Origin of the sequence: Lactococcus sp. SK2-659, assembly GCF_020218185.2 — a bacterium.
Taxonomy (GTDB): domain Bacteria; phylum Bacillota; class Bacilli; order Lactobacillales; family Streptococcaceae; genus Lactococcus; species Lactococcus lactis.
In genome coordinates, this window is sequence record NZ_JAIWQZ020000001.1 from 521,869 (window position 1) to 548,015 (window position 26,147).

The following is a 26,147-nucleotide window of genomic DNA, read 5'->3' on the forward strand; positions in this document are numbered from 1 at the left end:
CATTGATCAAAAACTTTAAAAATTAGATAGGATAATTATAAAATGACATTTAAAACAGACTTTTTATGGGGTGGAGCAACGGCAGCAAATCAATTAGAAGGTGCTTATGATATAGATGGTAAAGGGCTCTCAGTAGCAGATGCAATGCCAGGAGGTAAAGAAAGATTGGCAATTCTTGCAAGTCCGGAATTTGATTGGACGATTGACACTGAACATTTCACTTATCCAAATCATGATGGAATTGATCATTATCATCAGTTTAAAGAAGACATTGCATTATTTGCAGAAATGGGATTTAAAGCTTACCGTTTTTCGGTAGCTTGGTCAAGAATTTTTCCAATGGGAGATGAAACAACTCCAAATGAAAAAGGTTTGCTTTTTTATGATCAACTAATTGATGAGTGTTTGAAATATGGAATTGAACCAGTGGTTACAATTTCCCACTATGAAATGCCACTTAATTTAGCTAAAACATATGGAGGATGGAAAAATCGCGAACTAATCGAATTTTATGTCCGTTTTGCAAAAGTTTTGTTAGAACGTTATCAAGACAAAGTGAAATATTGGATGACTTTTAATGAAATCAATTCAGCAACATTCTTTTCAGGTTTAAGTCAAGGACTTGTTCCATCTAATGGTGGAGATGACAAAACTAATGTTTTCAAAGCTTGGCATAATCAATTTGTTGCAAGTGCTCAAGCTGTAAAATTTGGGCATGACTTGAATAAGAGTTTACAAATTGGTTGTATGAGTATTTATTCAACAACTTATTCGTTCGATGCAAACCCAGTAAATCAATTAGCAACACAAGAAAGCATTCAAGAGTTTAATTATTTCTGTAATGATGTACAAGTTCGAGGAGCCTATCCCGCATTTACGAATCGACTTCACCGTAAACACGGAGTAAATGCAGATGCACTTGAAATTTCGGAAGAAGATCTAAAGATAATAAAAGAAGGAACAGTTGATTATATAGGATTTAGTTATTATATGTCGACTGTAGAATCAAAAACAGGGGAAGGCGTTCAAGCTTCAGGAAATATGGTTCTTGGAGGAGTTAAAAACCCCTTCTTAAAAGAAAGCGAATGGGGTTGGGCAGTTGACCCAGACGGACTTCGTTATGCCCTTAATGATTTATACGGTCGCTATCAAGTTCCGCTCTTCATTGTCGAAAATGGCTTAGGCGCAATTGATAAAGTAGAAGAAGACGGAACGATACAAGATGATTATCGTATTGATTATCTCAAAAAACACATTCAATCAATGAATGAAGCAGTTGAAGATGGTGTCGACCTAATGGGTTACACACCTTGGGGCTGTATTGATTTAGTTTCAGCATCTACAGGAGAAATGAGTAAGCGTTATGGATTCATCTACGTTGACTTAGATGACGAAGGAAATGGAACAAAAAAACGTTCTAAGAAAAAATCATTTGATTGGTATAAAGAAGTAATTGCTTCAAACGGTACTAACATGTAAAAGATAGAAACCTCATCAATATGATGAGGTTTTTTTAATTGTTAACTCAAAAGATAATTAAATGAAAGGTAAAATCAAAATGTATTCTATGAAATACTATGTTTATTTAAAATAAAAACAAAAAATCTAAAAGAAATATATTGAAATAAAAGAAAGAAAGTTGTATAATTTATCAAAAGGAATTTGTACATATTCCTGATAAGGTTTTCATTCTTTCATAAAGGCTGAAAATACATCATTTTACATTTATTCATGGAAATAATCATTGAACTAAGTCAAAAGAAAAGAGGCGTGAAGATGAGAATAAGTAATGTTACCATTAGGGGCTTCCCTGTTTATTGAAAGAAGTCACAATGACTTTTAGTAATTTTAGTTGAAACTTATCATATGTTAAATTATTGGAATATTCACTAGTCATAATAAAAATATTTACTCTAAAAAATATTATGACGGACAAAGGAGAACTGATGAAAAACAATCAATTCAAAATTCCTGAAAATGCACAAGTTCATGAAAATTTTAGAACTTGGAAATCAGGAAAACAATGGCTCTATGCCTCATCTATCCTTGCTTTAGTAGTTTCAGGTGGAGCAATTGCTTCCTCTTCCCATGGCGTTTTTGCTGACCAAGTTCTTTCAACTTCAACAGGTAAAACAACTGGAGCAGAAAACACTGCAACTGGAGGACTTGGATCAAATGCTACAGCTGGGGCTGATAATGCTTCTGTAGCAAATTCAGCTAATACAGTGGCAAAATCTTCAGCAAATCCGAGTAGTTATACTGATGCACAAGTAAATTCTTCAAGTGCTGTACTTAAGCAAGATAATAATTCTGGAAATCCAATTGGTGCACCAGAAACGAGTAACTCACAAAACACAAACGGTACTGGCGGAGCAACAACAATTGGTATCAATAGTTCATCTACTGCTTCAAGTGGAGGAACGATTAATACAACCTCTTCGACAAACTTGAATTCAAATGGAGCAGTAACAGCTGGTTCTGGAGCAGCTTCACAAACAACAGTTGATATTAAAGCAACTCAGTCAATTTCAAATTCAGGTTCTACGCTTTCTGATGGTTCTTATTCATGGACTGTTTCGCCATCGACTGACCAAACACAAGCAGGTTATTCTGTAGCTGCTGTAACAATTACAACTCCTGGTACGGATTCTGGTCAGTCCTCTGCAGGAGGAGCGACAGCTCAACTTGCTGGTGGGACATACACAAAACTTACAAGCGGTCAGCCATCTTCCGGAAGTTTTACAGCAACTTCAACAGCAAATACAATTACAGCTTCTTCAGTAGCAGCAAATAATTCAATGATTGATGCACTTCGTAAATCAAATGCTTCTATCGAATCTGCATATTACTCAGAAACAGCAGTATTAATTTCTGATGGTGCCACTACAGTATTATCTTCTTTAGCTAGTAATGTTTCATCAGCTTTTGCGCTGGTTTCAGCTGTAGCGACATCTGATAATTTATTAACCTACAGCTCTGCTTATTCTCTACTGAGTGCAACCCTGACATCTATCCAAGCCAGCTATACAGCAAGTTCACTGCTTGCACTACAAAATATGTCATCTGCAGGTTCTTATGCGATAGCTGCATCAAATGCTACAACAACGATTTCTTCTGCAAGTTCAGTAGTTTCATCAGCAACCTCAACAGCATCAGTAGCTTCTTCAAATGCCATTTCGAATTCATCTGAAATGAATAAACAATCTGCTTTTTCAGTAGCAGCAATTGGGGCTAACTCTGCTGGCTTATCAAGCTATACTTCATCAGCTACTAGTACTTTTACTTCTCAAGTAGCCGCAGGTCAATCGGCAGCAAATCTTGCAACAACGAGTAATTATATTTGGGAAAGTTTGGCTTCAAGCTATACATCAAGCGTAGCTTCATCATACGCCCAAAGTGCCTATGATTCCGCTTATAAAGCAGCAGGGGGTACCATTGTTGCCGGTGTCTATATTCCCAACCCATCAGATCTTATTACAGGATCTAGCACGAGTAAAACTGCCCAAGCAGCCGCTGATTCTGATCCTAACAATATTTCTTATGCTTCCCTTGCAAGTTCTTATGGTTTGATAGCTAATTCATATAGTACAGCAGCAATTAATGCCTCTGGGGCCTATGTACAAGCTTCAAATGCATATTCTTCAGCAAATGCCACAATGAAAACTATGAGTTCTATAGTTTCATCTGCAACTTCAGTAGCAACTTCGGCAACTTCACTATTGAATTCAGCTTCGGCAGCACAATCGGCTTTTAATAGTATTGCTAACTCTTATATTACTGTTATTCATTCAGAGTCAGTTTTACTTGATGGAGCACAGTCTGATTATATCTCAATCGCTACTTCAATTACAGATTCCATTGCAACTAATAATTCAGGTACAGCAATTGCGTCATCTGTAGCGGCATATAATGATTTACAAAAATCACAAGCAGATGATTTTGCTAACGCTTCTACATTTGCATCTAATGCGTCTACTGCAAATACTACTTTTGATGAACAGAGTGAGATACTTTCCTCAGCTTCGGTTGTAGCAGCTTCTGCAAGTGCTGGAATTGCAATGCAAAATTCTTTAGCAACTTCTTATTCAATAATTGCATCCTCATATCAAGCACAATCGAATACAAGCTTAGCTTCATCATATGCTAATATTGCTAACTCTTATAGTACAATTGCTTCAAGTTTGGCCACAGTTCAACAAACTGCGCAATCATTATATGATATGGCATCAACAGCGGCAGCTACCGCGTCAACTGCAGTTTTCACTAATAACACGAATTTAGCAAGTCTTTCAGCTTTAATTACTGCTCAAACAGGGTCAACCCTTGAATTTCTTGAATTAGGGAATATTCTTGCGCTATCCTCAGCTGTAGTTGCAAACAATCAAACAATTGCTTCGCTTGGTTCTAACAATGCTTTGACAACAACTTATGGAAATTATCAAACGACCCAAGATTCGCAAGCCTTAGTTTCTGTTCAGTTTACAGGTAATTCATCAGCAACATCACTTGTGAATACAGCCTTTAGTTCAGGAGTTGCTTCTTATGCTGCCGCAGCAGTAGCAGTTGACTCTTTAGCGACGGCAACGAATTCGACATTACTTAGCCTTGCATTACAGCTTTATACAGCTCAACAAGCAGAAAATAACATGCTTAAAATGGTTGGAGCATCAAATCTATTAATTGATACAACCAATACTCAACAACTTATAACTCAATTGAGTGCTTCCCAAGCAAATAAATTGATGAATTCCGCAGCAGTTGTTGCAGCATCTCAAGCAACTACAGCTTTGATTGGAACGCCAACATATTCACTATTAGGAGCAGTAAATAATGCAACCACATTTAATATTGATATTAATGGAAATGTAACGCCAGTAGCTGGAGGAACAGGAACGACTCAAATTACTGTTTATAATAATGGTGCATTATATAATATCTATTCAGAAGATTTGCAAACCTATCAACTTAATGCTTTGATGGATTATGTTGTGAACGTTGGAATCCCAATTACAGGTCCTACTTTTGGCTCTTTTAAAATTTCCGATATCCTAGGACTAAATAACTATCAAGATATTACTCAAGCGACAACAGCAGTGCTTGGAAATTCGATAGCTCAAGCAGCAACTCAAGCACAGCAACCCTTATCTGCTTTAATTAACGCATTACTTTCTTATCAACAAACAGTAAATGCAGCACAAACGACTTTGGATGGTTTAGCAACAAATGCTAAAGCTGTAGTTAAGGGAACAAATGGTATTTATACACAATCTATTTTGGCGCCTGTAACAATGAATACTGATGGTACATTAACGATTAATGCCGATGGGATTTCATATACAACAGCGGTTAGTCAAAATATTTCAAATATCATGGCTAACTTAATTAGTCAGGCGACATTGGCAGCCAATACCGTATCTACACTTCCTATCGCTGTTTCTACAGCACAAGCAAGCCAAGCATCAACAAAAGTATCCGCAGCAGCCTTATCTTCATCCAATATTGCTGGATTAATGCCAATCAATCTTTCTGCAGCAGTTTCTAATGCAATTGCAGCAGGTGATTTGCAATCTAACCTTGGATTAAATCTTGCCTATGCAAAATATCTTGCATTATCAGGCGCCCTCGCAATTTACGGTCTATCAACGAATACTAATACAGCTTCTGTTGCAGGTAGTTATATTGCAACAGCTCAAGGAAATATTAATACGATTTTCCAAAATATGTTGAATACTGCAAATAATGCAACGGGTTCAGTAGCAGCTGACACGTCCGCCATGAATGTAGTTACTCAATCTAATGGTATTTTATCAGGAGCTTCTAGTGCAATGTCTGTTGCAATGTCTTCAGCTGTTCAACAAATTTTAACAAGTTCAGGTTATTCAGCAACTGGACTTGCGACAGTTGCAGTTGGTTTGACATTTAACGATCCAACAGAACAAATTTTAGAGAATTTAAAAACAGCTAATTATTATTATGAAGGTCAATCTGCAGCTATAACTGATAGACAATTAGATAACACTTTTGTTCCGGAAACAACAGTAATTACTGCAGACGCTTTAGGAGCAGTACAAGGAGTATCAGCAGCGCCAGGCCAAACCCAATATACTTCAATTGTTTATCAAGTAAATACAGATGATATTCAAGGGGTCATCAATGCTGTAACCTCTGATGGTACATCAATCGGTTCATATACCTATGACAAGTATGATGGAGAAACAGTTTCAGCACCTACAATTTCAGGATATTCACTTGTAGCTGGAACTCCAAGTTCAGCAACGGTTGATGCAGCTGGAAGCCCAATCACATTCACCTACGAATCAAATGATCCATCAACTGGTCAAGAGTTCACAGGTTCTTATGGATATACACTTGCCTATGAACAAGGAGAAATTCTTCCAGCAGGTACAAATCAAACAGTTTATGCTGTTCTTGATGTCTGGGGTGCGGATATGCCAAACTCTACTCAAGATGGAACTGCTACTTTGTACGCAGATGGTAAAGCAATTGCCACTATCAATGTGTCTATCAAAGTTGGAGCTGATGGCGTATCTAAAGAAAATATCTTTAAATTCTCTGGACTTGATTTGAGTCAATATGCAAATGCATTCTTGACTTCTGACTTTTCTGTTGGGGATCCTTTGACTGGTAATTCAGGAAATGGTCTTTATGTCTCACCTCTTTGGGATGAAACACAAAGTACAGCTTCATCTGCAGTAAGTATTGCATCTGAAGTTTCAAATGAAGCCTCATCTGGATCCTCAACAGCAAGTTCTCTTGCAAGTCAATATCCAGATGATACTAATGTCCAAAGCTTTGCCTCAGATGCCTCAACATCAGCAAGCACAGCAAGCTCATTAGCGAGTCAAGCAAGCGATCATGCAAGTCAAGCGCAATCACTTGTTGATAAAGCAAGCTCAGAAGCAAATCAAGCTGGATCTGCAGCTATTAGTAGTGATCCTGACTTTGATTCTTATCGGTCAGAAGTTATGGCAGACTCAATAGCAGCATCAAGTCTTGCTTCACAAGCATTAAGTGAAGCTGAAGCCGCATCATATGCTGCAAGTCAAGCTGAATCAGATGCTTCAGCAGCTTCAAGCTATGTTGCTTCTTCAAATGCTAATTCGGATAGTTCAGGCGGAACAACAAACCCAACATCAAGCACAGATGGCGGCTCAAGTTCAGGCGGAACAACAAATCCAACATCAAGCACAGATGGCGGCTCAAGTTCAGGTGGAACAACAAACCCAACATCAAGTACAGATGGTAGCTCAAGTTCAGGCGGAACAACAAATCCAACATCAAGTACAGATGGTAGCTCAAGTTCAGGCGGAACAACAAATCCAACATCAAGTACAGATGGTGGCTCAAGTTCAGGCGGAACAACAAACCCAACATCAAGTACAGATGGTGGCTCAAGTTCAGGCGGAACAACAAATCCAACATCAAGTACAGATGGCGGCTCAAGCTCAGGCGGAACAACAAATCCAACATCAAGCACAGATGGCGGCTCAAGTTCAGGCGGAACAACAAACCCAACATCAAGTACAGATGGTAGCTCAAGTTCAGGCGGAACAACAAATCCAACATCAAGTACAGATGGTGGCTCAAGTTCAGGCGGAACAACAAATCCAACATCAAGTACAGATGGTGGCTCAAGTTCAGGCGGAACAACAAATCCAACATCAAGTACAGATGGTGGCTCAAGTTCAGGCGGAACAACAAACCCAACATCAAGCACAGATGGCGGCTCAAGTTCAGGCGGAACAACAAACCCAACATCAAGCACAGATGGCAACTCAAGTTCAGGTGGAACAACAAACCCAACATCAAGTACAGATGGCGGCTCAAGCTCAGGCGGAACAACAAATCCAACATCAAGCACAGATGGCGGCTCAAGTTCAGGCGGAACAACAAACCCAACTACTCCTAGTGACGGTAAAACCGTTACCTTACCAGGTAAAGATGGTAAGCCAGGTACAGATGATGATGTTACTGTAACTGGGGATCAACCATTGACACCAGGTTCAGACGGAAGTGTTACACTTCCAAGTGATGGAGGAAAAGTTGATCGTCCTGATGGCTCATACAATGTTCCTGGAGGAACAATAGTAGACCCAGATGGAACAGTTCATCTCCCAGGTGGTGATATCGTTAACCCAGATGGTACTGTTACATTACCGGGACAAGACGGTAAAACTGGTACAGGCGATGACGGTAAGGTTAAACCAAACGGCCCAATTATTCCAGGTGATAATGGAAGTGTCACTCTCCCAGACGGAGGAGGTACAGTTACAACACCAGGAGGAACGATTAATGTTCCAGGAGGAAGTGTCGTAGACCCAGATGGAACAGTTCATCTCCCAGGTGGCAATGTCGTTAACCCAGATGGTACTATTACATTACCTGGACAAGACGGTAAAACTGGCACAGGTGATGACGGTAAGGTTAAACCAAATGGTCCATCTATTTCAAACCCAGATGGAAGCATTACGCTCCCTGGCGGCGGTACAGTTCAAACGCCTGGAGGAACGATTAATGTTCCAGGAGGAAGTGTCGTAGACCCAGATGGAACAGTTCATCTCCCAGGTGGCAATGTCGTTAACCCAGATGGTACTATTACATTACCTGGACAAGACGGTAAAACTGGCACAGGTGATGACGGTAAGGTTAAACCAAATGGTCCATCTATTTCAAACCCAGATGGAAGCATTACGCTCCCTGGCGGTGGTACAGTTCAAACGCCTGGAGGAACGATTAATGTTCCAGGAGGAAGTGTCGTAGACCCAGATGGCACAGTTCATCTCCCAGGTGGTAATGTCGTTAACCCAGATGGTACTATTACATTACCTGGACAAGACGGTAAAACTGGCACAGGTGATGACGGTAAGGTTAAACCAAATGGTCCATCTATTTTAAACCCAGATGGAAGCATTACGCTCCCTGGCGGTGGTACAGTTCAAACGCCTGGAGGAGCTATTGATCTTCCTGAAGGTACTGTTATTGACCCAGATGGCACAATTCATCTTCCAAACGGTGAAATAGTTAATCCAGATGGCACCATTATCGGTAAAAATACTAAATTAAATACTTCTAATAAGACTCAAAATTCAACATTGACTCCTCTTGGAACTCCTGTTGGAATCGGCATAAGTAATACTACATTACCAAAAACTGGCGATGATTCTGTAAGTAGTGCAGAAGCGTTAGTTTTAGGATTTGGTACCTTACTTGGTGTACTCACTCTTACTGAGGTAAAACGTCGTAAAGAAAATTAATTTGCTTATGATTAAAGCAGATAGTTTATGAGCGCAAATTTAAAATTTCAAAGATTATACCATTGAAAATCATAAAGGGAAGAAACTAAAAAATATGAAAAAAGTAAGTATTATCATTCCTTTCAAGGGGCAGACGGAATCGGAACTAATGCTTCCGTTAGCATCTATTTATAATCAGATTGGAATTGATCTTTCACAACTGGATGTCCATCTTGTTAATGATGGGGGAGAACCAATTAATTTAAAAAAGTTTGATGTTTTAGCAGACAAACTTGAAATTAATTATTATGAAATATCAAGTAGTGGGCCGGGTGTTGCTAGGCAGTACGGTATAGATCATTCTAAGAGTGAATACATTATGTTTATTGATGCTGATGATGTTCTCTACTATGTGGGCGCATTATGGCCGTTTTATAATGCGGCTAATCAAGGCCATCAAATGATATTGGCCGGTTATTGGGAACAAGTTGCCGGAAATCCCTATACTTACATCGTTCATAATAATAAGGATGTTAAAGCTGTTTATGGAAAGTGGTATAAACGTACTTACTTAGAAATGATAAATTTAAGATTTTTGGTTGATTTACCAATTTATGAAGATACTTATTTTGTTGGTTTGGCTTGTATACTATCAACTGATAAATGTTACCTTGAAGAAGTCGTTTACATGTGGTTATGTAATCCTAAATCCATTACAAGAAATTCTGAAAATATGTTTAATTATCAAGCTCATATTTGGGCAAGAGAAAACAGGCATTGGTTTGAAATGATTCGTAAATGGAAGCCTGAAAGGTTACAATCTGATTTTGAAAACTATTTAACAGATATGTATTTGAAATCCCAAAAATTTTCGCCAATAGATGAGGAAAAATGGTTAAAGGAACAGCGTATACTGATCGAAAATGTTTCTGATATTTTCTCTGGCTGGACTCCAGAACTTCAAAAACAGGTTAATGAGAAAAGCGCCGATATTAATAATCAGTGGTATGGAATTAATACTGATGGTTTTAAGGAGTGGATAGCTCAAACTCTTCCCTGGTAACATAAAGGATTTTTAAAAGTTAAGTTAATCTTTTGAAACGAATCCTTTCCAATTTTAGGCGGATAGATAAAAATATCTATCTGCCTAATGTTATTATTTATTATTATTATTTTTTAAACTTTATTTATTAGAGAGGTTGGGTTCGTTAATGAAGAAACAAGGCAGACAACTTAATATTTTGAATAGTTTGTTCTTGAAAAATTCGAAAGAGCAAAAATCGTCGTCAAGGGAGATTCCTGACAGTCAAATTGAATTGAAAGCTAGTAAAGAATTAGGAGTGGCAATACGGCAAAAGGAAGTGAGTAATATGGTGGGAAGGAGTAACTATTCTTCAGAATTGAGAACACACAAACAACTACTTGAAAAATATCTACAACATTCAGAAAAATACTTTAATGATTTAGCTGAATATAAAAAAGGATATCTAGTATTAAATCGTAGTTTAGAAGATTTTAATCAACTTTCTCAAAAGATGACTAATAAAAAAGAAGAATATACTTCTGAAATGGTCAAATACGAAGGAATAAAACAAAAGTATGAACAAAGCCTTAAGGAATATCAAGAAATCACTGAAGAATATGAAAATATTATTCAAGATAGAGAAGTGGTTCAAAGAAAGTTTGAAGAACACTCTATAGCTCTGAAAAAAATTAACGATGAGGTACAAGAGTTAATTGATAAAAAGTCTGAAAAAAACGATATTTTTGTTGAGTTAAAGGGTAAATTGGTGATAGAGAGAGAAGTATTTAAAGCAACACAAAGTCGTTTAAACGGGATTGTCTCTGTCTATGAGTTACTTAAAAAAAATTATCAGGAAAAGAAAGAAACTTTTGAAGAATCCCGTAAGAAATATCACCATGCAAATACCATAAAAAATGATTGGGAGATGCTAGTCAAAGATTTTGAAAAAACTAAAGCTAATAAACAGAAATTCGAGCAAAACCTTCAATCTATTGATAAAAAAATAAAGAATACAGAAGAAGAAGCAAAAACCTCAAAAGAAATTTATAGTTTTGTTGAGCCTTCTTTAGCAGCAATGGAAGAAAAATATAAAGAACACAAAAAAAACTATGAAGCAGTAGCTATAGCTTATAATATTTCCAAAAAAAGCTATGATGCAGAATATGCTAAGTATGCTGAGCTTAAAGAAAATCTTGAGGAAATGAATAGTTTAAAAAATCCGAGTAAGACTGTCATTGGTTATATCACCCGTGACAGGGATGTTGCCAAAAGTAGGGTTGATAGTTTAGCGAAAGATTTTTATCCTTTGGAAGAAAAGTTCAAATTACAAAAAAGTGTTTTTGAGCAAATTAATGCTAGCTATGAACTGGTGAAGAAGCTGGTTGATGAGAAAAAGGATAAGTCAAAAGTTTATAATGATTCCTTAAGCCAAACATTGGCTGCTCAGAAAAAAATTACAATGGTTTTAGAAGTTTTAAAATCAAAATATGGGATTCTTAACCACCAACGGGGACAATCACAAGAAGCATTTAAAGTTATTTCTCAGGAATACGATAAACTCGAACGAGAATTCATAAAAGAGCAAACGTCCTTCAAAAATATAAAAGATGATTATATAGCTTTTGAAACTCGGTATAACTCCACTAAAGAATCTTATGATACTGCCAAAGAAAAGCTTGCTCAAAGTGAGGAAAATCTTGAAATTGTTAAAAAAGCATATTCTGATGTTGCAGGTCTTCTCAGAATTGCAACGGCAAATAAAGAATCTATTCTAGCAAACTATAAAGAATCTGAAAAAGAACTCAAGAAGTTGACAGGCATAAAAGATGGACTAAAGTTTGAATTAGAAGATAATTTCTCAGCTTTAGAGGAAACATACCAAAATGGTGAGCAACTTTATTTACGACTAAAGGAACAGTCAAAAAATTGGCATGACGAATATCCTCAGTATAATAGTTTATATAAAAAAATATTACCGGAGTATACAAAGATGAGTAACCAACTCGAAAAGCTAAATCAACAATACAAAGTTATTTATAGTGATTATCAATTTTTAGATAAATCTAGAGAGGCTGCTCAAAAGCAATATCAAGAAGAAATGAAAAAATATAATTCCAATCAGGAATTATATAATCGATTGACTCAAGAATTTAATCATTGTTTAGATTTAAGAAATATTGTTCAAAAAAAAGATAATGACTTTGAAACTGCTTTGCATAATTTGAATCAATTTATCTTTAAAAATGATATGTTTACTTTCCCAATTAATGAAGCAACCGGTTCTAATTTTATAGATGAATTTAATATTCCTGAAATTGAGTTTAATGAATCATCAATAAGATTAACCAGGAAATTCGAACTATCAAAATGGACAGAAACATTTCAAAGATTTTATTCCCAAACTGAGGTAATAGCTAAGGATCTTGTTAAAGCATTGGCGGAATATCAAAAACAGGTTTCAATTTTTATACGACTTGGAGGGAAAAGACTTATCGATTTGGGAAATAGTGATATAGCTTATCGTGGAACAAACATTGAAAACTACTTAAATAGGCTATTAACCAACTTCAAGGAGTGGCAGATAGAATATGAAAATAGAGAGCAGGTTTTCGCCTTATTAGTTAAAGATTATCGTCAATATTTGGATGAATCAATTAAATTAAATGAGAACATTGCTAAAATGTCAGATTCTAAGAATGGTTTGCAAGAAATTGTGAATGCAATTAATTCACTTCCAAATTACATGGATATTTATAGTGCTTCTTACCGCAATGTTGAAGTGTTAGCGAATAGTCTTGGGAGTGAGGTTTCAGACTTAACACATTTACAAAGTGTTGATGAATTAAAAGTGACAATTCATAAAGTTTATCTTGAGCATATTCAAGCTTTGATTGATGAAAACCTAGAAGATACAATTACACATTTTACCAAAATTCGTTCCAGTTACGATCAAAGTATTAGTAATTTAAGAAAACGATTGGATTCAATGGAAAAAATGACAGGTATTCCGACAAGAAAAATTGTAATAGAAAGCTCCCTACCAAATGATCTTGATTTAAAAACCTACTTTAAGAGTGCATTAGATGATAATGTAAAACAATTACTTTCTACAATTACTGGAAGTTCATCATTTATTAATAGCGTGAAAAAAGTTAATCAATTTAAACGAGTTCAAAATCTCTTATCTGTTAATGAAGGAGGAATTGCAATTGTTCTTCCAGAAGTACCAATCAATTTTAATCCAAAGGAACTAGAATTTTCACTTGTAGTAGCTAGCGTAAAAAATATTGAAGCTCCGAATAAGGTAGAAAAGTTGGTTTCTTCTTATCCAACGCCAGAACAACCAGATATTCTCAGTGAGAAACCAAGTTTTATCGAAGATATTCTTGAAATAGAGAAAATAGAAAAGCAACACCAAAACATAGAAAAAAAAGAAGCGCTAAAAGCTCTTGCTTAATATCAGTTTTAATAATATATCTAACTGAAAGGTATTGATAATGAATTATTTTGTAAATGAGAATATTTTTACCCTGAATTCTGGGACAGAATTTTCAGCGATTAAACGATTGAAAATGTTCAAAAATCATCGTGTTGAAGCTAAAATTTTGACAAGAAATTACAATCCTCAACTCTCTGGAGATTTAAAGAGGGTAGGTTTAACTCATGATGATGTCATAAATATGTATGATTATTTTCAAGATGTAATAAATGTTTCTGCAAGAGATGTTGATGTGCGTTACACAAACAAGATTAATAAAAGAAAATATCATATTGAAGGAATTGATGCTAATGAATCACTGATTAAGCATGCTGGAAAAACAATTGCTAAAGTAATGATTGCACCAGCGACAGTTGGATTAGTTGGTTCAATGGAATATAATGATTCGATGAATCATGTAGTAGCTAAAGATATTTGGGATCGTAGAGGTTTTCTTTCTTCTACACAATACTTTCATCCAGACGGAACTCAAGGGCCGCAAATCTTTTTTGATATCAATGGAACTCCTAAGTTGGAAATCATACATATGAATATTCAAGGGATTCTACATCCAACAATGTATAAATTATTGAATTATAAAGGTAAGAATAGACGATTTAATCGAGAAGAAGAACTCTTTACTTTTTTCATGAATGAGATAGCAAGTCAAGAAGCAAGCGTATTTATAAATGATCGACCATCACTCATCCCCGCTGTTGCAGGTGTGGAAGGTGCAGTAGGAAAATGGCAATTTTTACATAATTCTCATTCAAAAAATAATCAGCAAGCAGGAGCTTCAAGATTAGTGGTGGATTATCTTAATGATTTATTTACTGTGTATAAAGATAATTTTGATGGTTTAATTGTTGCTACTAAGCAACAAAAAGATGAAATTACTAAATTTTATGATTTTAAGCAGGTCATAGCTCTCACTGATACTTTTGCTAAAAAAGTTAAAAAATCAGCTTCTCGAAATAAAAATAAGATTATTTATGTTGGGCGTTTATCATCAGAGAAAAAACCAGCTGATGTTGTAGAAATTTTTGCGAATGTTTATCGCAGATTACCGGAAACAAGCCTTGATTTTTATGGCTATTCATCTCCTTCAGAGATTCAAAAAGATTTAGAAAAACTTGTAGAAACTAATAATTTAAAAAATGTTGTTAACTTTAAAGGTTACCAATCAGAGGAAGCGCTAGAAATTGCTTTAAATAATGCAGGACTTTTACTTAACACTTCGGAAGGAGAAGCGTTTGGGATGAATGTTTTAGAAGCTTTAAATCATGGGGTGCCAGTTGTAGCATATAAGGTTAAGTATGGGCTGACTGAACAGATAGAGAATGGGGAGAATGGCTACCTTGTTCCTTATGGAGCAATTCAAACTGCTGCTGACTCTATTGCAGAAATTATTCAATCAAAAGCAAATTGGGATAAGTTTTCTCGCTCTGCTTACGAAAAGGCAAAAGAGTATAGCGAAGAAGCTGTTTGGGGGCAGTGGCTTAACGAGAAGATTATTGCTGATAATTTATTCATAAGATAATCAAATATAGGAATGAGGAATCATGTTATTTTTTATTAACTCAACATTTAATCAAAAAAATTCTGGAATAGAGCATGCACAGCTTAAACGTGCGGCATTATTTCGAAAAAATAATGAGGCTTTTAAACTTGTTTTTCGAGAATGGAATCCTAATATTCATCGATTTTTAGGTGAAGTAGGCATCTCTAATTCAGAAACTTTATGTATGTTTGATTATTTTCAGAAAGCAGAACTTGTAGAGGAAAAAGTCCTCCATGTTGAAGATTTAGATTTTGGAGTCGATTCTTTAACTTATAATAAGGAACCTAATCAATTTAGATATCTTGTCTTTCAAGGACAACAACTTATTGCTCGTGTTCGATATTTTGGCGAAGATCCTCTTGAACGAGTAAGTGCTGTAGAATTTTTCGATGGGTTTGGAAATCTTTATCGAGTTGACTTTTATGATTTTCGAGGTTTTTTGAGTTTAAGTCAATGGTATACACCTGATAACAAGATTGGCACAGAAGTTTGGATGGATATCAAAGGCAAGCCAGTATTGGAAACTTTTAATAAATATGATGGAAATCACAAGTATACCAAAAGTGGTTGGCGTCTGAATGGTGCTGATGGAGCAATTTATAATTTTACTAATATTGATGAGTTAACGCTCCATTTTCTTAATTTATTAAACGAAGAGTATTGGCAAGATGATAAAGCAAATATTTTTATCATGGATCGAACACATTTGGCGGATTGGGCTTTATTGAACTTGGATCGTCCTGCTTATACGGTACTTCATTTGCATAATTCACATGCTGGAAATGCCCAAGAGCCCATGCATTCGGTCATGAATAACTTTTATGAGTTTGGATTGATGAATTCAAATGGTTACGATGCTATTGTTTCAGCAACAGAAAAACAAACACTTGATGTTTCAAAACGATTTAATCCTCAAAGCAAATTATTTACTATTCCTGTTGGAGTTGTTCCAAATGAAGTTTTTTCAGAAAAGCGAATTGATATGAAGGAGCGTAAAGTGCATAGCGTTTTGGTGACTGCACGTGTTGCACCTGAAAAACGAATTGATCATATCATTAGGGCGATAGGGATTGCAAGACAAACTGTTCCAGATATTACGCTAGATTTTTATGGTTATGTTGATCATCGAGATGATGATTCTGCACAAAAGGCCATTAATGCTGCGATAAAAGAATACCATATGGAAGAAGCAGTGCATCAATTTGAGTATGCTAATAATGTTGGGGAGCTGCAAAAAGAGTTCCAAGTCTATGCCCTAGCTTCAATCATGGAAGGGTTTAATTTATCTCTCATGGAGGCAATAAGCCATGGGATGGTTGGTGTCACTTATGATGTAAACTATGGCCCAAATGAGTTGATAGTGGATGGAGAAAATGGTTTTGTTGTACCTTATGAGGGAATTCAAGAAATGGCTGACCGTTTAGTTGAACTGTTTACTCAGGAAGATAAACTACAAAAAATGTCTATTCAGTCTTATGAATTAGCTAGACGCTATTCTGAAGAAAATGTCTGGAAAGCTTGGCAGGCCCTTATTGACGATGCAAACAAAAAGAATATTGACTATCGTTCACCGATTACAGAGGGAATAGGGGATCAAAGGATTTACTCTACAAAAAAATCTAAGTAGAAAAGGAAAAGTTATAACAATTGTTGTTATAGCTTCTTTTTGTTAAAAATTTCAGCTAAAAAAGGATTATTAAAAATATATTTGGCTTAGGAGTTTGAGAAAACTTACTAAATGGTATAGATTGAAAAATAAATGATAAAGCGCTATAATATGAAAGAATTTCATTTTGTTCAGGTAAAAATAGATTTTTAATGACTTGTGATGAGGAGAATTAGATGCGCATAGCGAGACAACCAAGATATCAGCAAATTGCATTACAAATTGCTGAAAGAATTGTACGTAATGAACTTAAAGTTGGACAAAAAATATACGCTCGTTCAACTCTTGCAACAACTTTTGCTGTCTCACCCGAAACGGCACGTAAAGCAATCAATGTTCTAAGCGATTTGGGAATAGTTGACCCTGTTCATGGGAGCGGAGTGAATATTGCTTCAAAGCAAAAGGCACAGGAATATCTGGCTCAATATCAAGAAGTGGAAACAATGCAAGATTTACGGACGCAAATCATGCAGAGTGTGGAGAGTCAGAGAAGAGAATTAGCTAATTTTTCATCCATCTTGGATAAATTGGTTGACCAAACTGAGCATTTTCAAAAAATAAACCCTTTAACTCCTATTGAATTTGAACTGGAAAAAGACTCTGAAAAGTTCGGACTGAGCCTAGGAGAAATGAATCTTTGGCAAAATACAGGGGCGACAGTTGTTGCCATTTTACAAAATGCAGAATTAATTGTTTCGCCAGGACCATACGCAACATTAAATCAAGGAGATACCTTATATTTTGTGGGTGCTTCTGATACAGGACAAATTGTCCAAAATTTCTTTTATGGCAACTAAGACATCGTTTACAAAATGATGCCTTTTTTTTAAGCTTAAGTTTAGTTATTTGACATAGTGACTACATATTGTTATTATTGAGTGGTCACTTTAAATGAGAAAATCACTTGCGTAACTTAAAACTTCTAATTATTAATTAACCTATTTATTTAGAATTTATACTTCTAAAAATGTTTTAAGCTTCCCTGTGTTAGAGTAAAGGAGAGTTATTTTGCCAGTAAAAATAAAAATTGAACATTTAACTAAAATTTTTGGCAAGCGGATAAAAACCGCATTAACAATGGTTGAAAAAGGTGAGCCCAAAAATGAAATTTTGAAAAAAACCGGTGCAACTGTAGGGGTTTATGATACAAATTTTGAAATCAATGAGGGTGAGATTTTTGTAATCATGGGTCTATCTGGTTCAGGTAAATCAACTTTGTTGCGTTTGCTTAATCGGTTGATTGAACCAACGAGCGGAAAAATATTTATTGACAACCAAGATGTTGCTACATTAAATAAAGAAGATTTGCTTCAAGTTCGCCGTAAAACAATGAGTATGGTTTTCCAAAATTTTGGTCTATTTCCACATCGAACAATTTTAGAAAATACCGAGTATGGTTTGGAAGTTCAAAATGTACCAAAAGAAGAGCGGCGCAAACGTGCGGAGAAGGCCTTGGATAATGCAAACTTATTAGACTTTAAAGATCAGTATCCTAAGCAACTATCTGGTGGAATGCAACAACGGGTAGGACTTGCGCGTGCCTTAGCTAATGACCCAGAGATTCTGCTTATGGATGAAGCGTTCTCTGCTCTTGATCCTTTGATTCGTCGTGAAATGCAAGATGAGCTACTTGAACTTCAAGCAAAATTTCAAAAAACAATTATCTTTGTTTCTCATGATTTGAACGAAGCCCTCCGTATTGGTGACCGCATCGCAATCATGAAAGATGGTAAAATCATGCAAATTGGTACTGGTGAGGAAATCTTGACCAATCCAGCAAATGATTATGTTAAAACTTTTGTAGAAGATGTGGATCGTGCAAAAGTTATTACAGCAGAAAACATCATGATTCCAGCTTTAACTACTAACATTGATGTTGATGGACCTAGCGTTGCCTTGAAGAAGATGAAGACTGAAGAAGTCAGCTCTCTAATGGCTGTTGACAAAAAACGTCAATTCCGTGGTGTTGTTACGAGTGAACAAGCTATTGCTGCTAGAAAAAATAATCAACCATTAAAAGATGTGATGACTACAGATGTCGGAACAGTTTCTAAAGAAATGCTTGTAAGAGATATCTTGCCAATTATCTATGATGCCCCAACGCCTTTAGCAGTTGTTGATGATAATGGATTCCTTAAAGGTGTATTGATCCGAGGAAGTGTTTTAGAGGCCTTAGCTGATATTCCTGATGAGGACGAAGTAGAGGAGATTGAAAAAGAGGAGGAGAATAAATGATTGATTTAGCTATTGGACAAGTCCCCTTAGCAAAATGGGTGTCATCGGCAACAGATTGGATTACTAGTACTTTTAGTTCAGGATTTGATGTGATTCAAAAATCAGGAACAGTATTGATGAATGGTATTACAGGTGCTTTAACTGCTGTTCCATTCTGGTTGATGATTGCTGTTGTTACTATCCTTGCCATTTTGGTTTCAGGTAAAAAAATTGCCTTTCCTTTATTCACTTTCATTGGTCTTTCTTTAATTGCTAATCAAGGCTTATGGTCAGATTTGATGAGTACTATCACACTTGTCTTACTTTCAAGTTTATTGTCAATCATCATTGGAGTTCCTTTAGGGATTTGGATGGCCAAATCTGATTTAGTGGCTAAGATCGTTCAACCGATTTTGGACTTTATGCAAACAATGCCTGGTTTCGTTTATTTGATTCCAGCGGTTGCATTCTTTGGAATTGGAGTTGTTCCTGGGGTATTTGCCTCTGTTATCTTTGCACTTCCACCAACAGTCAGAATGACTAACTTGGGAATTCGTCAAGTTTCAACAGAATTAGTTGAAGCGGCAGATTCATTTGGTTCAACTGCCCGTCAAAAGCTCTTTAAATTGGAATTTCCTTTGGCTAAAGGAACAATTATGGCCGGTGTTAACCAAACGATTATGTTAGCTCTTTCTATGGTTGTTATTGCTTCTATGATTGGGGCGCCTGGCTTAGGTCGTGGTGTACTTGCAGCCGTTCAATCAGCTGATATTGGTAAAGGGTTTGTAAGTGGGATTTCATTAGTTATTTTGGCTATTATTATTGACCGCTTTACACAAAAACTTAATGTTTCTCCTCTTGAAAAACAGGGAAATCCTACAGTTAAAAAATGGAAACGTGGAATTGCCTTAGTTTCATTGTTAGCTTTAATTGTTGGTGCCTTTTCAGGAATGTCTTTTGGAAAAACGGCCTCTGATAAAAAAGTTGACTTGGTTTATATGAACTGGGATTCAGAAGTTGCATCAATCAATGTTTTGACTCAAGCGATGAAAGAACATGGCTTTGATGTAAAAACGACAGCTTTAGATAATGCAGTGGCTTGGCAAACGGTAGCCAATGGTCAAGCAGATGGAATGGTTTCTGCTTGGTTACCAAATACTCATAAAACACAATGGCAAAAATATGGTAAATCTGTTGATTTGTTAGGTCCTAACCTTAAAGGAGCTAAAGTTGGGTTTGTTGTTCCAAGTTATATGAATGTTAATTCAATTGAAGATTTAACAAATCAAGCGAATAAGACAATCACAGGTATTGAACCAGGTGCAGGTGTAATGGCTGCTAGTGAAAAAACGCTTAATAGCTATGATAATCTTAAAGATTGGAAACTTGTTCCTTCATCATCAGGTGCTATGACTGTAGCTCTTGGTGAAGCAATCAAACAACATAAAGATATTGTCATTACTGGTTGGTCACCTCATTGGATGTTTAACAAATATGATTTGAAATATTTGGCTGATCCAAAAGGAACAATGGGAACTTCAGAAAATATTAATACCATTGTTCGTAAAGGTTTGAAGAAAGAAAATCCAGAAGCTTATAAAGTTTTAGATAAATTTAATTGGACAACTAAGGATATGGAAGCTGTCATGCTTGATATTCAAAATGGTAAAACACCAGAAGAAGCTGCCAAAAATTGGATTAAAGATCATCAAAAAGAAGTTGATAAATGGTTTAAATAATCAACGAAGATTTAGATTTAATGAAAACTTTCTAGCATTATAGTTAGAAGGTTTTTTATTATTTCATTCTAAGTTTATTATTTTTAGATTTATAACATTTATGTTAAAATGATTTTGTAGAGTCGAATGAGGAAATTTTACTAAAGTTTTATTATTTGACTGTTTATCTATAAAACTAGGAGGAGAGACAAATGAATCGTACATTTATTAAAGGCTTTTTGGCAGGGAATGCACTTTTGATAGCTGGACTTGCTGCCACTGCTATTGGCATTAAAGCAAAAGTTATCAATCCTATCAAGAAAAAAGAAGAACAAATTGAAATGGGTAGAAAACGAGCAGCCAGAAAACGGATTGCACCTTAAGTTAACAAACATAATAAGAAAAACGTAAATCGAAAGATTTACGTTTTTTATTTTGTTCCTTTAAAAATAAGCTCATTGATTGAAGTGCTCATAAAAAAGATAAATTTTGGACGAAATTTTTCATATGCAATGGGAATATCGGCTTCTAACCAAAGAGTGAGAACGGTAATAAGTTGAGCGTTAAAGTATCTTAGGAGTTCTTGAGCAGTAAAATAATTTGCTAAACCATGTTTTTTTATAAGAGAGTTAAAGTGTTTTTCAGCCCACTTCCAAGTTCTATCACTGATTGGACCGATTAAACGGAAAGGAAGTTGAGAACCAAAAATAATATGAGCTTCTTCTTTATGTTGCCAAAGGACCGGAAGTAGAAGGTCAGAAAGGAGTTCAATAGTAACATCTTCACAGTTATATTGAAGTAAACGCTCATTAACTTCATCTACAATATTCAGATAGATGTATTCGACAATTCCGGGAACGCCCGTTTTAAAATTATTTTTAATCGTTGTGCGGGTAATGTGTGACCTTTTAGAAATTTCTTCAATGGTCACTTTTTGGGATTCGGAGGCGATATTTAAGCGAGTGCGAATAATAATTTCTTTCGTATCTTTTGTCATGATGCATCTATTTTATACTTCAAGGAGTATAAAAACCTTTCTTTTTTTAAGTTATCTACTTAATAGGCAATAATTAAAAATAATCTATTATAGATAATTTTTTTAGTATTCTGAAATAGTATATCATTGTTTTAGTAAGAAATTAATTGTTTTGATTATTTTTTAGTTTGATAAAAACTTTTACAAAGTCTTTGCTTTTTCGTAATATATAATTGTTGATAGTTTTGACATAGCGCTGTGAAAAATAAAATCAATAATGGAAAGGAAAGATGAGGTGAAAATTTATCAAAATGAAAGTGTTTATGAAGCATTTAATCATAGACTAGAATATATTTGTAGTTACTTTGACCATCTGATTATTTCTTTTTCTGGAGGTAAGGATTCGGGTTTGATGTTGGAATTGGTTCATCTTTATTATGAAAGTCATGAATGGATGAAAAAAGGGATAAAAGTTTCTGTTTTTTATTTGGATTATGAGGGAAATTATCAAGAAACTAAAGATTATATCGAACGTTCAATGGGAAAGTATCCAGAATTTGATTATTATCACGTCTGTCTTCCTGTATCGGCTTCTTGTGGAATTTCGATGTCACAATCAACTTGGTTGCCTTGGGACCCAGAACATCAAGAACTTTGGTTGAATTCAATTCCTCCAAAAGCTATTTGTTTAGAAAATCAAGTATTTCCATTTTTTAAAGTTGGAATGTCTGATTATGAGTTTCAAAGTAAGTTTTGCCAGTGGCTTCATCGAGAAAAAGAGGCTGTACGAACGGCTGTTTTGGTGGGGATTCGTGCTCAGGAAAGTTTAAATCGTTATAATGCGGTAACGCGCGAGGAAACTTTTTCTCGTTTTGGAACGACTAATTATAGCCATCGTATTAGTCAAGATGTCTTTAATTTTTATCCAATGTATGATTGGCTATTTGAAGATATCTGGCGAGCTAATGCTAAATTTGAGCTTGATTATAATCATCTTTATGATTTGTACTATCAGGCGGGAGTTCCTTATAAATCAATGAGGGTTGCTAATCCTTTCCATCAGTGTGGGGTGCATTCATTAAAGCTTTATCAGGCGTTAGAGCCAGCGACTTGGGGAAAATTAGTTGGTCGTGTTAATGGAGCAAATTTTGCAGCGCTTTATGGTGGAACTGCAGCAATGGGCTACCGTGGAGCTGTGCTACCTAAAGGACATACTTGGAAATCTTACGTTGAATTTTTACTTGAGACATTGCCGAAGGAAACTCGAAAGGTTTATCGTAAAAAATTTAAATCTTCAATGGATTATTGGATGAAAACTGGTGGAGCTTTACCAGAAAATGTGGTTGATGAGTTAGAGGAGCTTGGCTCGGACTTTGAACGTTTGGGTCCACCAACAAATAAGCGCAAATATAAGCAAAGATATGAAGTGATTCGCTTTAAAGATTATCCGGACGATGTGCCAATTAAAAATTTCAGGTTGGTTCCTTCATATAAACGCATGTGTATCACGATTTTAAAGAATGATACTTCTTGTCAGTATATGGGGTTTGGTCAAACGAAGGATGAATTACAGAAAAAACAAGAGGCAATGGAAAAATGGGAGACATTTTTATAAGTCCAGCTTATGATATCAGGCGAGTGCCAATTGAGAAGATTAGAGCAAATGCTTATAATCCAAATCGAACAGCACCTCCTGAATTTCAATTACTTGAACGGTCGATTTTGGAAGATGGTTATACAATGCCTATCGTTTGTTATTACGATAAAGAACAGGATTTTTATGAAATTGTGGATGGTTTTCATCGTTATCTTGTCATGAAAAATTCTGAAGAAATTGCTAAACGAGAAGGAAATTGTTTACCTGTGTCGATTATTGATCGTCCACTTGAAGATAGAATTGCTAGTACCATTCGACATAATCGTGCTAGGGGGACACATTCAATCGAATTGATGACAGAAATTGTTCAACAATTGGTAGAATCGGGGTTGAGTGACCAGTGGATTATGAAACATATTGGAATGGATAAAGAAGAGTTGCTTCGTTTAAAACAGTTGAGTGGTTTGGCTTCACTTTTCCAAAATCAGGAATTTTCTCGGGCTTGGAATTGGGAAGAGGATGAAGAAATTAGTGAAGAGTGAATTTGAATGTTTCTTTGAATTTATTTTATTCACTTATTGAAAACTTATCTATAAAAAATTAAAAAAGAAGGATTATTATTATGGAACATGAATATTTGTTTGTTTACTCAAGATTAAAGTTGTTGATTAAAGATGCTCATAAATCTTTTAATCAAGTTGAGCGGGAACTTGGTTATCCTCGGAATACTTTGAAAAATTATAAGTATAAGAAAAAACCGAGTGTTGGTCGTGTTTTTGAAATGGCAAACTATTTTAATGTGTCAATTGAATTTTTGTTAGGAATGGAAGAAAAAGACAATAAAAATAGTTTAGCTTATCGTTTAGAAAAATTGAATCGTGAGAAAAAAGAACTTGAAATTTTGATTTTAGAAGGTCAAAAATAATAAGAAACGTTTAGATTAATTTTTCACTAAAATATTTACGTTAAGGAATTGACACTTTTTTGTAAATGTTGTATTATTGTTTTAGTTGAGTGAAGTTTCATTAGTGGAATTCATTTGACTTCTTTTCTTACATAGTATTGAGGATAGGTTTTGATGATTTATTCTCTTGAAGGTTCTTTCTTTGTAGGAAGAGCCTTTTAGTTTTCTTTATTTTTGACTTAAAAGTTACAAATTAAATCTTAAATAAGGGCTTATGTTATAATTAAGATATATTGAATAGGAAATGAGAGAGTTATGGAAGAGAAAAAATCTTCAGGGATGTTTGCGGTTTTTGCGGCACTTGGGGCTAATGTTCTGGTTGCAATCAGTAAGTTTATTGGATTTGGTTTATCTGGCTCAGCTGCGATGCTTAACGAAAGTATTCACTCAGTGGTGGATTGTGGGAATCAGATTTTACTTTTGTTTGGTGACCGTCGTTCAAGACAAGCGAGCACTAATCTCCATCAATTTGGCGAAGCTAGGGCAAAATATTTCTTTAGTATGATAGTGGCAACATTCCTCTTTTTTGGTGGGGGTGTCATTGGTGTAATGGAGGCCTATGATAAGTTGGTTCACCCAGCACACAGTGTTGAAAATGCGGGCATTGTTATTGGAATCTTGTTGATTGGCATGGCAATTGAAGGTTCATCATTAAGAGTGGCTTTTAAAGAAATTAGCGAATTGAATACAGAAAAATTACCGATCTTTAAGTTTTTACATGAAAGTCGCCATAGCGAAATTTTAGTTATTTTTGCTGAGGATTTATGCGCAATTATTGGTTTACTTTTAGCGCTTTTAGGAACTGTCTTGACGATGGTGACGGGCAATCCTGTTTTTGATGCAATTAGTGGGTTATTGATTGGTTTCTTGCTTATGGCAGCAGCGATTTTCTTGACAAGAGAATTTTATAGTTTAATTGTTGGTGAACGTGTGACAGATAGTGATTTAGAAAAGATTTTGACAGCTTTTGATCGTCCTGAAGTAGAACGAGTAATTAATGTTAAAACAGTTCACCTTGGCCCAACAGAGATTTTGATTGCAGCAAAAATTGATTTGGTGAGTCAACTTGTTTTAGAAGATTATGAAATTATTAATCAAATTGAAGCGGAAATCAGAAAAAAAATTAGTGATAAGAAGTGCTATATTTATATTGAAATTGACGAATTCGTTCAGGGCTATGTCCAATCTTCAGATTTATAAGCCTAATTTACTGACAGAAATATTTTAAAGATAAGACAAGAAGGAGAGCGCCTATGAAAAATTTTTTTAATCGTATTGAACTGAAATTTGCTAATCTATTATCGAAAATTAGTTTTATGTTGCTTATGGTAGTAGGGCTTTTGATGGTTTATTTTCTATTTAGAGAAGTTTATAATCTTGTTTTACTTGCTTTTCTTTCTGAGAGTGAGGTTCATTATTATGATATTTTGGAAAGTATTCTCTCCTTCTTTATCTTCTTTGAATTTTTAACTTTGATTATCACTTCATTGAGAAATAAAGGACATGTGTCATTAATTTTCCTCTTATCACTCGGGATTACTTCACTGATTCGACTTTTGTTAACCTATCATGAACGATTGGTTGGAGTATTATTGATTGCTAGTGCTATTCTGATATTAATTATTGGTGTCTTTGTCTTAAAGAAATTTGTTTTTCCAAATGATGATACAGCAGATTATTTCTAATCTTGTCTGA

At 35.3% G+C, this 26,147-nt stretch carries 16 protein-coding genes; 15 read left to right on the top strand and 1 reads right to left on the bottom strand.

The window, feature by feature from the left end:
* The first annotated feature begins 42 nt into the window (after positions 1-42).
* From LDP15_RS02480 to LDP15_RS02525, 10 genes are all read left to right on the top strand, one after another.
* Positions 43-1,479, top strand: a complete 1,437-nt coding sequence (locus tag LDP15_RS02480) for a glycoside hydrolase family 1 protein (protein WP_015426628.1) — start codon at positions 43-45, stop codon at positions 1,477-1,479.
* Between the two features lie 467 nt (positions 1,480-1,946).
* A complete protein-coding gene (locus tag LDP15_RS02485; protein ID WP_373442460.1) occupies positions 1,947-9,275 on the top strand; it encodes a KxYKxGKxW signal peptide domain-containing protein in 7,329 nt (2,442 codons plus the stop codon).
* Positions 9,276-9,369: 94 nt separating this feature from the next.
* Positions 9,370-10,317, top strand: a complete 948-nt coding sequence (locus tag LDP15_RS02490) for a glycosyltransferase family A protein (protein WP_136122612.1) — start codon at positions 9,370-9,372, stop codon at positions 10,315-10,317.
* A 148-nt stretch (positions 10,318-10,465) separates the two neighbouring features.
* Positions 10,466-13,735, top strand: a complete 3,270-nt coding sequence (locus tag LDP15_RS02495; protein ID WP_136122613.1) for a hypothetical protein — start codon at positions 10,466-10,468, stop codon at positions 13,733-13,735.
* Positions 13,736-13,775: 40 nt separating this feature from the next.
* Entirely contained in the window at positions 13,776-15,296 is a 1,521-nt protein-coding gene (gene asp1, locus LDP15_RS02500) for an accessory Sec system glycosyltransferase Asp1 (protein WP_015426624.1), read from the top strand.
* A gap of 22 nt (positions 15,297-15,318) precedes the next feature.
* Positions 15,319-16,944, top strand: coding sequence for an accessory Sec system glycosyltransferase Asp1 (gene asp1 / locus LDP15_RS02505; protein ID WP_015426623.1), 1,626 nt, complete (start codon positions 15,319-15,321; stop codon positions 16,942-16,944).
* A 215-nt stretch (positions 16,945-17,159) separates the two neighbouring features.
* On the top strand, positions 17,160-17,780 hold the full coding sequence (locus LDP15_RS02510; protein ID WP_003130442.1) for a GntR family transcriptional regulator: 621 nt from the start codon (positions 17,160-17,162) through the stop codon (positions 17,778-17,780).
* A gap of 211 nt (positions 17,781-17,991) precedes the next feature.
* A complete protein-coding gene (locus tag LDP15_RS02515) occupies positions 17,992-19,218 on the top strand; it encodes a glycine betaine/L-proline ABC transporter ATP-binding protein (protein WP_003130443.1) in 1,227 nt (408 codons plus the stop codon).
* Positions 19,215-20,936 (top strand): ABC transporter permease/substrate binding protein, encoded by a 1,722-nt coding sequence (locus LDP15_RS02520; protein WP_015426622.1) that lies wholly within the window; start codon positions 19,215-19,217, stop codon positions 20,934-20,936. Before LDP15_RS02515 ends, LDP15_RS02520 begins: the two co-directional genes overlap by 4 nt.
* Positions 20,937-21,127: 191 nt before the next feature.
* On the top strand, positions 21,128-21,298 hold the full coding sequence (locus LDP15_RS02525) for a DUF3042 family protein (protein WP_010905977.1): 171 nt from the start codon (positions 21,128-21,130) through the stop codon (positions 21,296-21,298).
* A 47-nt stretch (positions 21,299-21,345) separates the two neighbouring features.
* Here LDP15_RS02525 and LDP15_RS02530 read toward each other — a convergent pair whose 3' ends face one another.
* On the bottom strand, positions 21,346-21,912 hold the full coding sequence (locus LDP15_RS02530) for a TetR/AcrR family transcriptional regulator (protein WP_225513481.1): 567 nt from the start codon (positions 21,910-21,912) through the stop codon (positions 21,346-21,348).
* Positions 21,913-22,186: 274 nt separating this feature from the next.
* Between LDP15_RS02530 and LDP15_RS02535 the strand changes: the two genes are divergently transcribed.
* From LDP15_RS02535 to psiE, 5 genes are all read left to right on the top strand, one after another.
* Positions 22,187-23,506 (top strand): DUF3440 domain-containing protein, encoded by a 1,320-nt coding sequence (locus LDP15_RS02535; protein ID WP_225513480.1) that lies wholly within the window; start codon positions 22,187-22,189, stop codon positions 23,504-23,506.
* Positions 23,488-24,030: a ParB/RepB/Spo0J family partition protein gene (locus LDP15_RS02540; protein WP_003130454.1), complete on the top strand. Its 543-nt coding sequence runs from the start codon at positions 23,488-23,490 to the stop codon at positions 24,028-24,030. The genes LDP15_RS02535 and LDP15_RS02540 overlap by 19 nt, the downstream gene beginning before the upstream one ends.
* Before the next feature lie 80 nt (positions 24,031-24,110).
* Entirely contained in the window at positions 24,111-24,413 is a 303-nt protein-coding gene (locus LDP15_RS02545) for a helix-turn-helix transcriptional regulator (RefSeq protein WP_015426619.1), read from the top strand.
* Between the two features lie 294 nt (positions 24,414-24,707).
* Positions 24,708-25,652 carry a cation diffusion facilitator family transporter gene (locus LDP15_RS02550; protein WP_015426618.1) on the top strand — a complete coding sequence of 315 codons (945 nt, stop codon included), beginning with the start codon at positions 24,708-24,710 and terminating at the stop codon, positions 25,650-25,652.
* Between the two features lie 53 nt (positions 25,653-25,705).
* The gene (gene psiE / locus LDP15_RS02555) at positions 25,706-26,137 is read left to right on the top strand and encodes a phosphate-starvation-inducible protein PsiE (RefSeq protein ID WP_015426617.1); all 432 of its coding nucleotides are present in this window, start codon (positions 25,706-25,708) and stop codon (positions 26,135-26,137) included.
* Positions 26,138-26,147 lie beyond the last annotated feature (10 nt).

Coding starts and splice junctions, on each gene's coding strand:
- LDP15_RS02540 (WP_003130454.1), top strand. CDS start 23,488: ATGGGAGACATTTTTATAAGTCCAGCTTATGATATCAGGCGAGTGCCA.
- psiE (WP_015426617.1), top strand. CDS start 25,706: ATGAAAAATTTTTTTAATCGTATTGAACTGAAATTTGCTAATCTATTA.
- asp1 (WP_015426624.1), top strand. CDS start 13,776: ATGAATTATTTTGTAAATGAGAATATTTTTACCCTGAATTCTGGGACA.
- LDP15_RS02490 (WP_136122612.1), top strand. CDS start 9,370: ATGAAAAAAGTAAGTATTATCATTCCTTTCAAGGGGCAGACGGAATCG.
- LDP15_RS02510 (WP_003130442.1), top strand. CDS start 17,160: ATGCGCATAGCGAGACAACCAAGATATCAGCAAATTGCATTACAAATT.
- LDP15_RS02550 (WP_015426618.1), top strand. CDS start 24,708: ATGGAAGAGAAAAAATCTTCAGGGATGTTTGCGGTTTTTGCGGCACTT.
- LDP15_RS02520 (WP_015426622.1), top strand. CDS start 19,215: ATGATTGATTTAGCTATTGGACAAGTCCCCTTAGCAAAATGGGTGTCA.
- LDP15_RS02530 (WP_225513481.1), bottom strand. CDS start 21,912: ATGACAAAAGATACGAAAGAAATTATTATTCGCACTCGCTTAAATATC.
- LDP15_RS02485 (WP_373442460.1), top strand. CDS start 1,947: ATGAAAAACAATCAATTCAAAATTCCTGAAAATGCACAAGTTCATGAA.
- LDP15_RS02495 (WP_136122613.1), top strand. CDS start 10,466: ATGAAGAAACAAGGCAGACAACTTAATATTTTGAATAGTTTGTTCTTG.
- LDP15_RS02545 (WP_015426619.1), top strand. CDS start 24,111: ATGGAACATGAATATTTGTTTGTTTACTCAAGATTAAAGTTGTTGATT.
- asp1 (WP_015426623.1), top strand. CDS start 15,319: ATGTTATTTTTTATTAACTCAACATTTAATCAAAAAAATTCTGGAATA.
- LDP15_RS02525 (WP_010905977.1), top strand. CDS start 21,128: ATGAATCGTACATTTATTAAAGGCTTTTTGGCAGGGAATGCACTTTTG.
- LDP15_RS02480 (WP_015426628.1), top strand. CDS start 43: ATGACATTTAAAACAGACTTTTTATGGGGTGGAGCAACGGCAGCAAAT.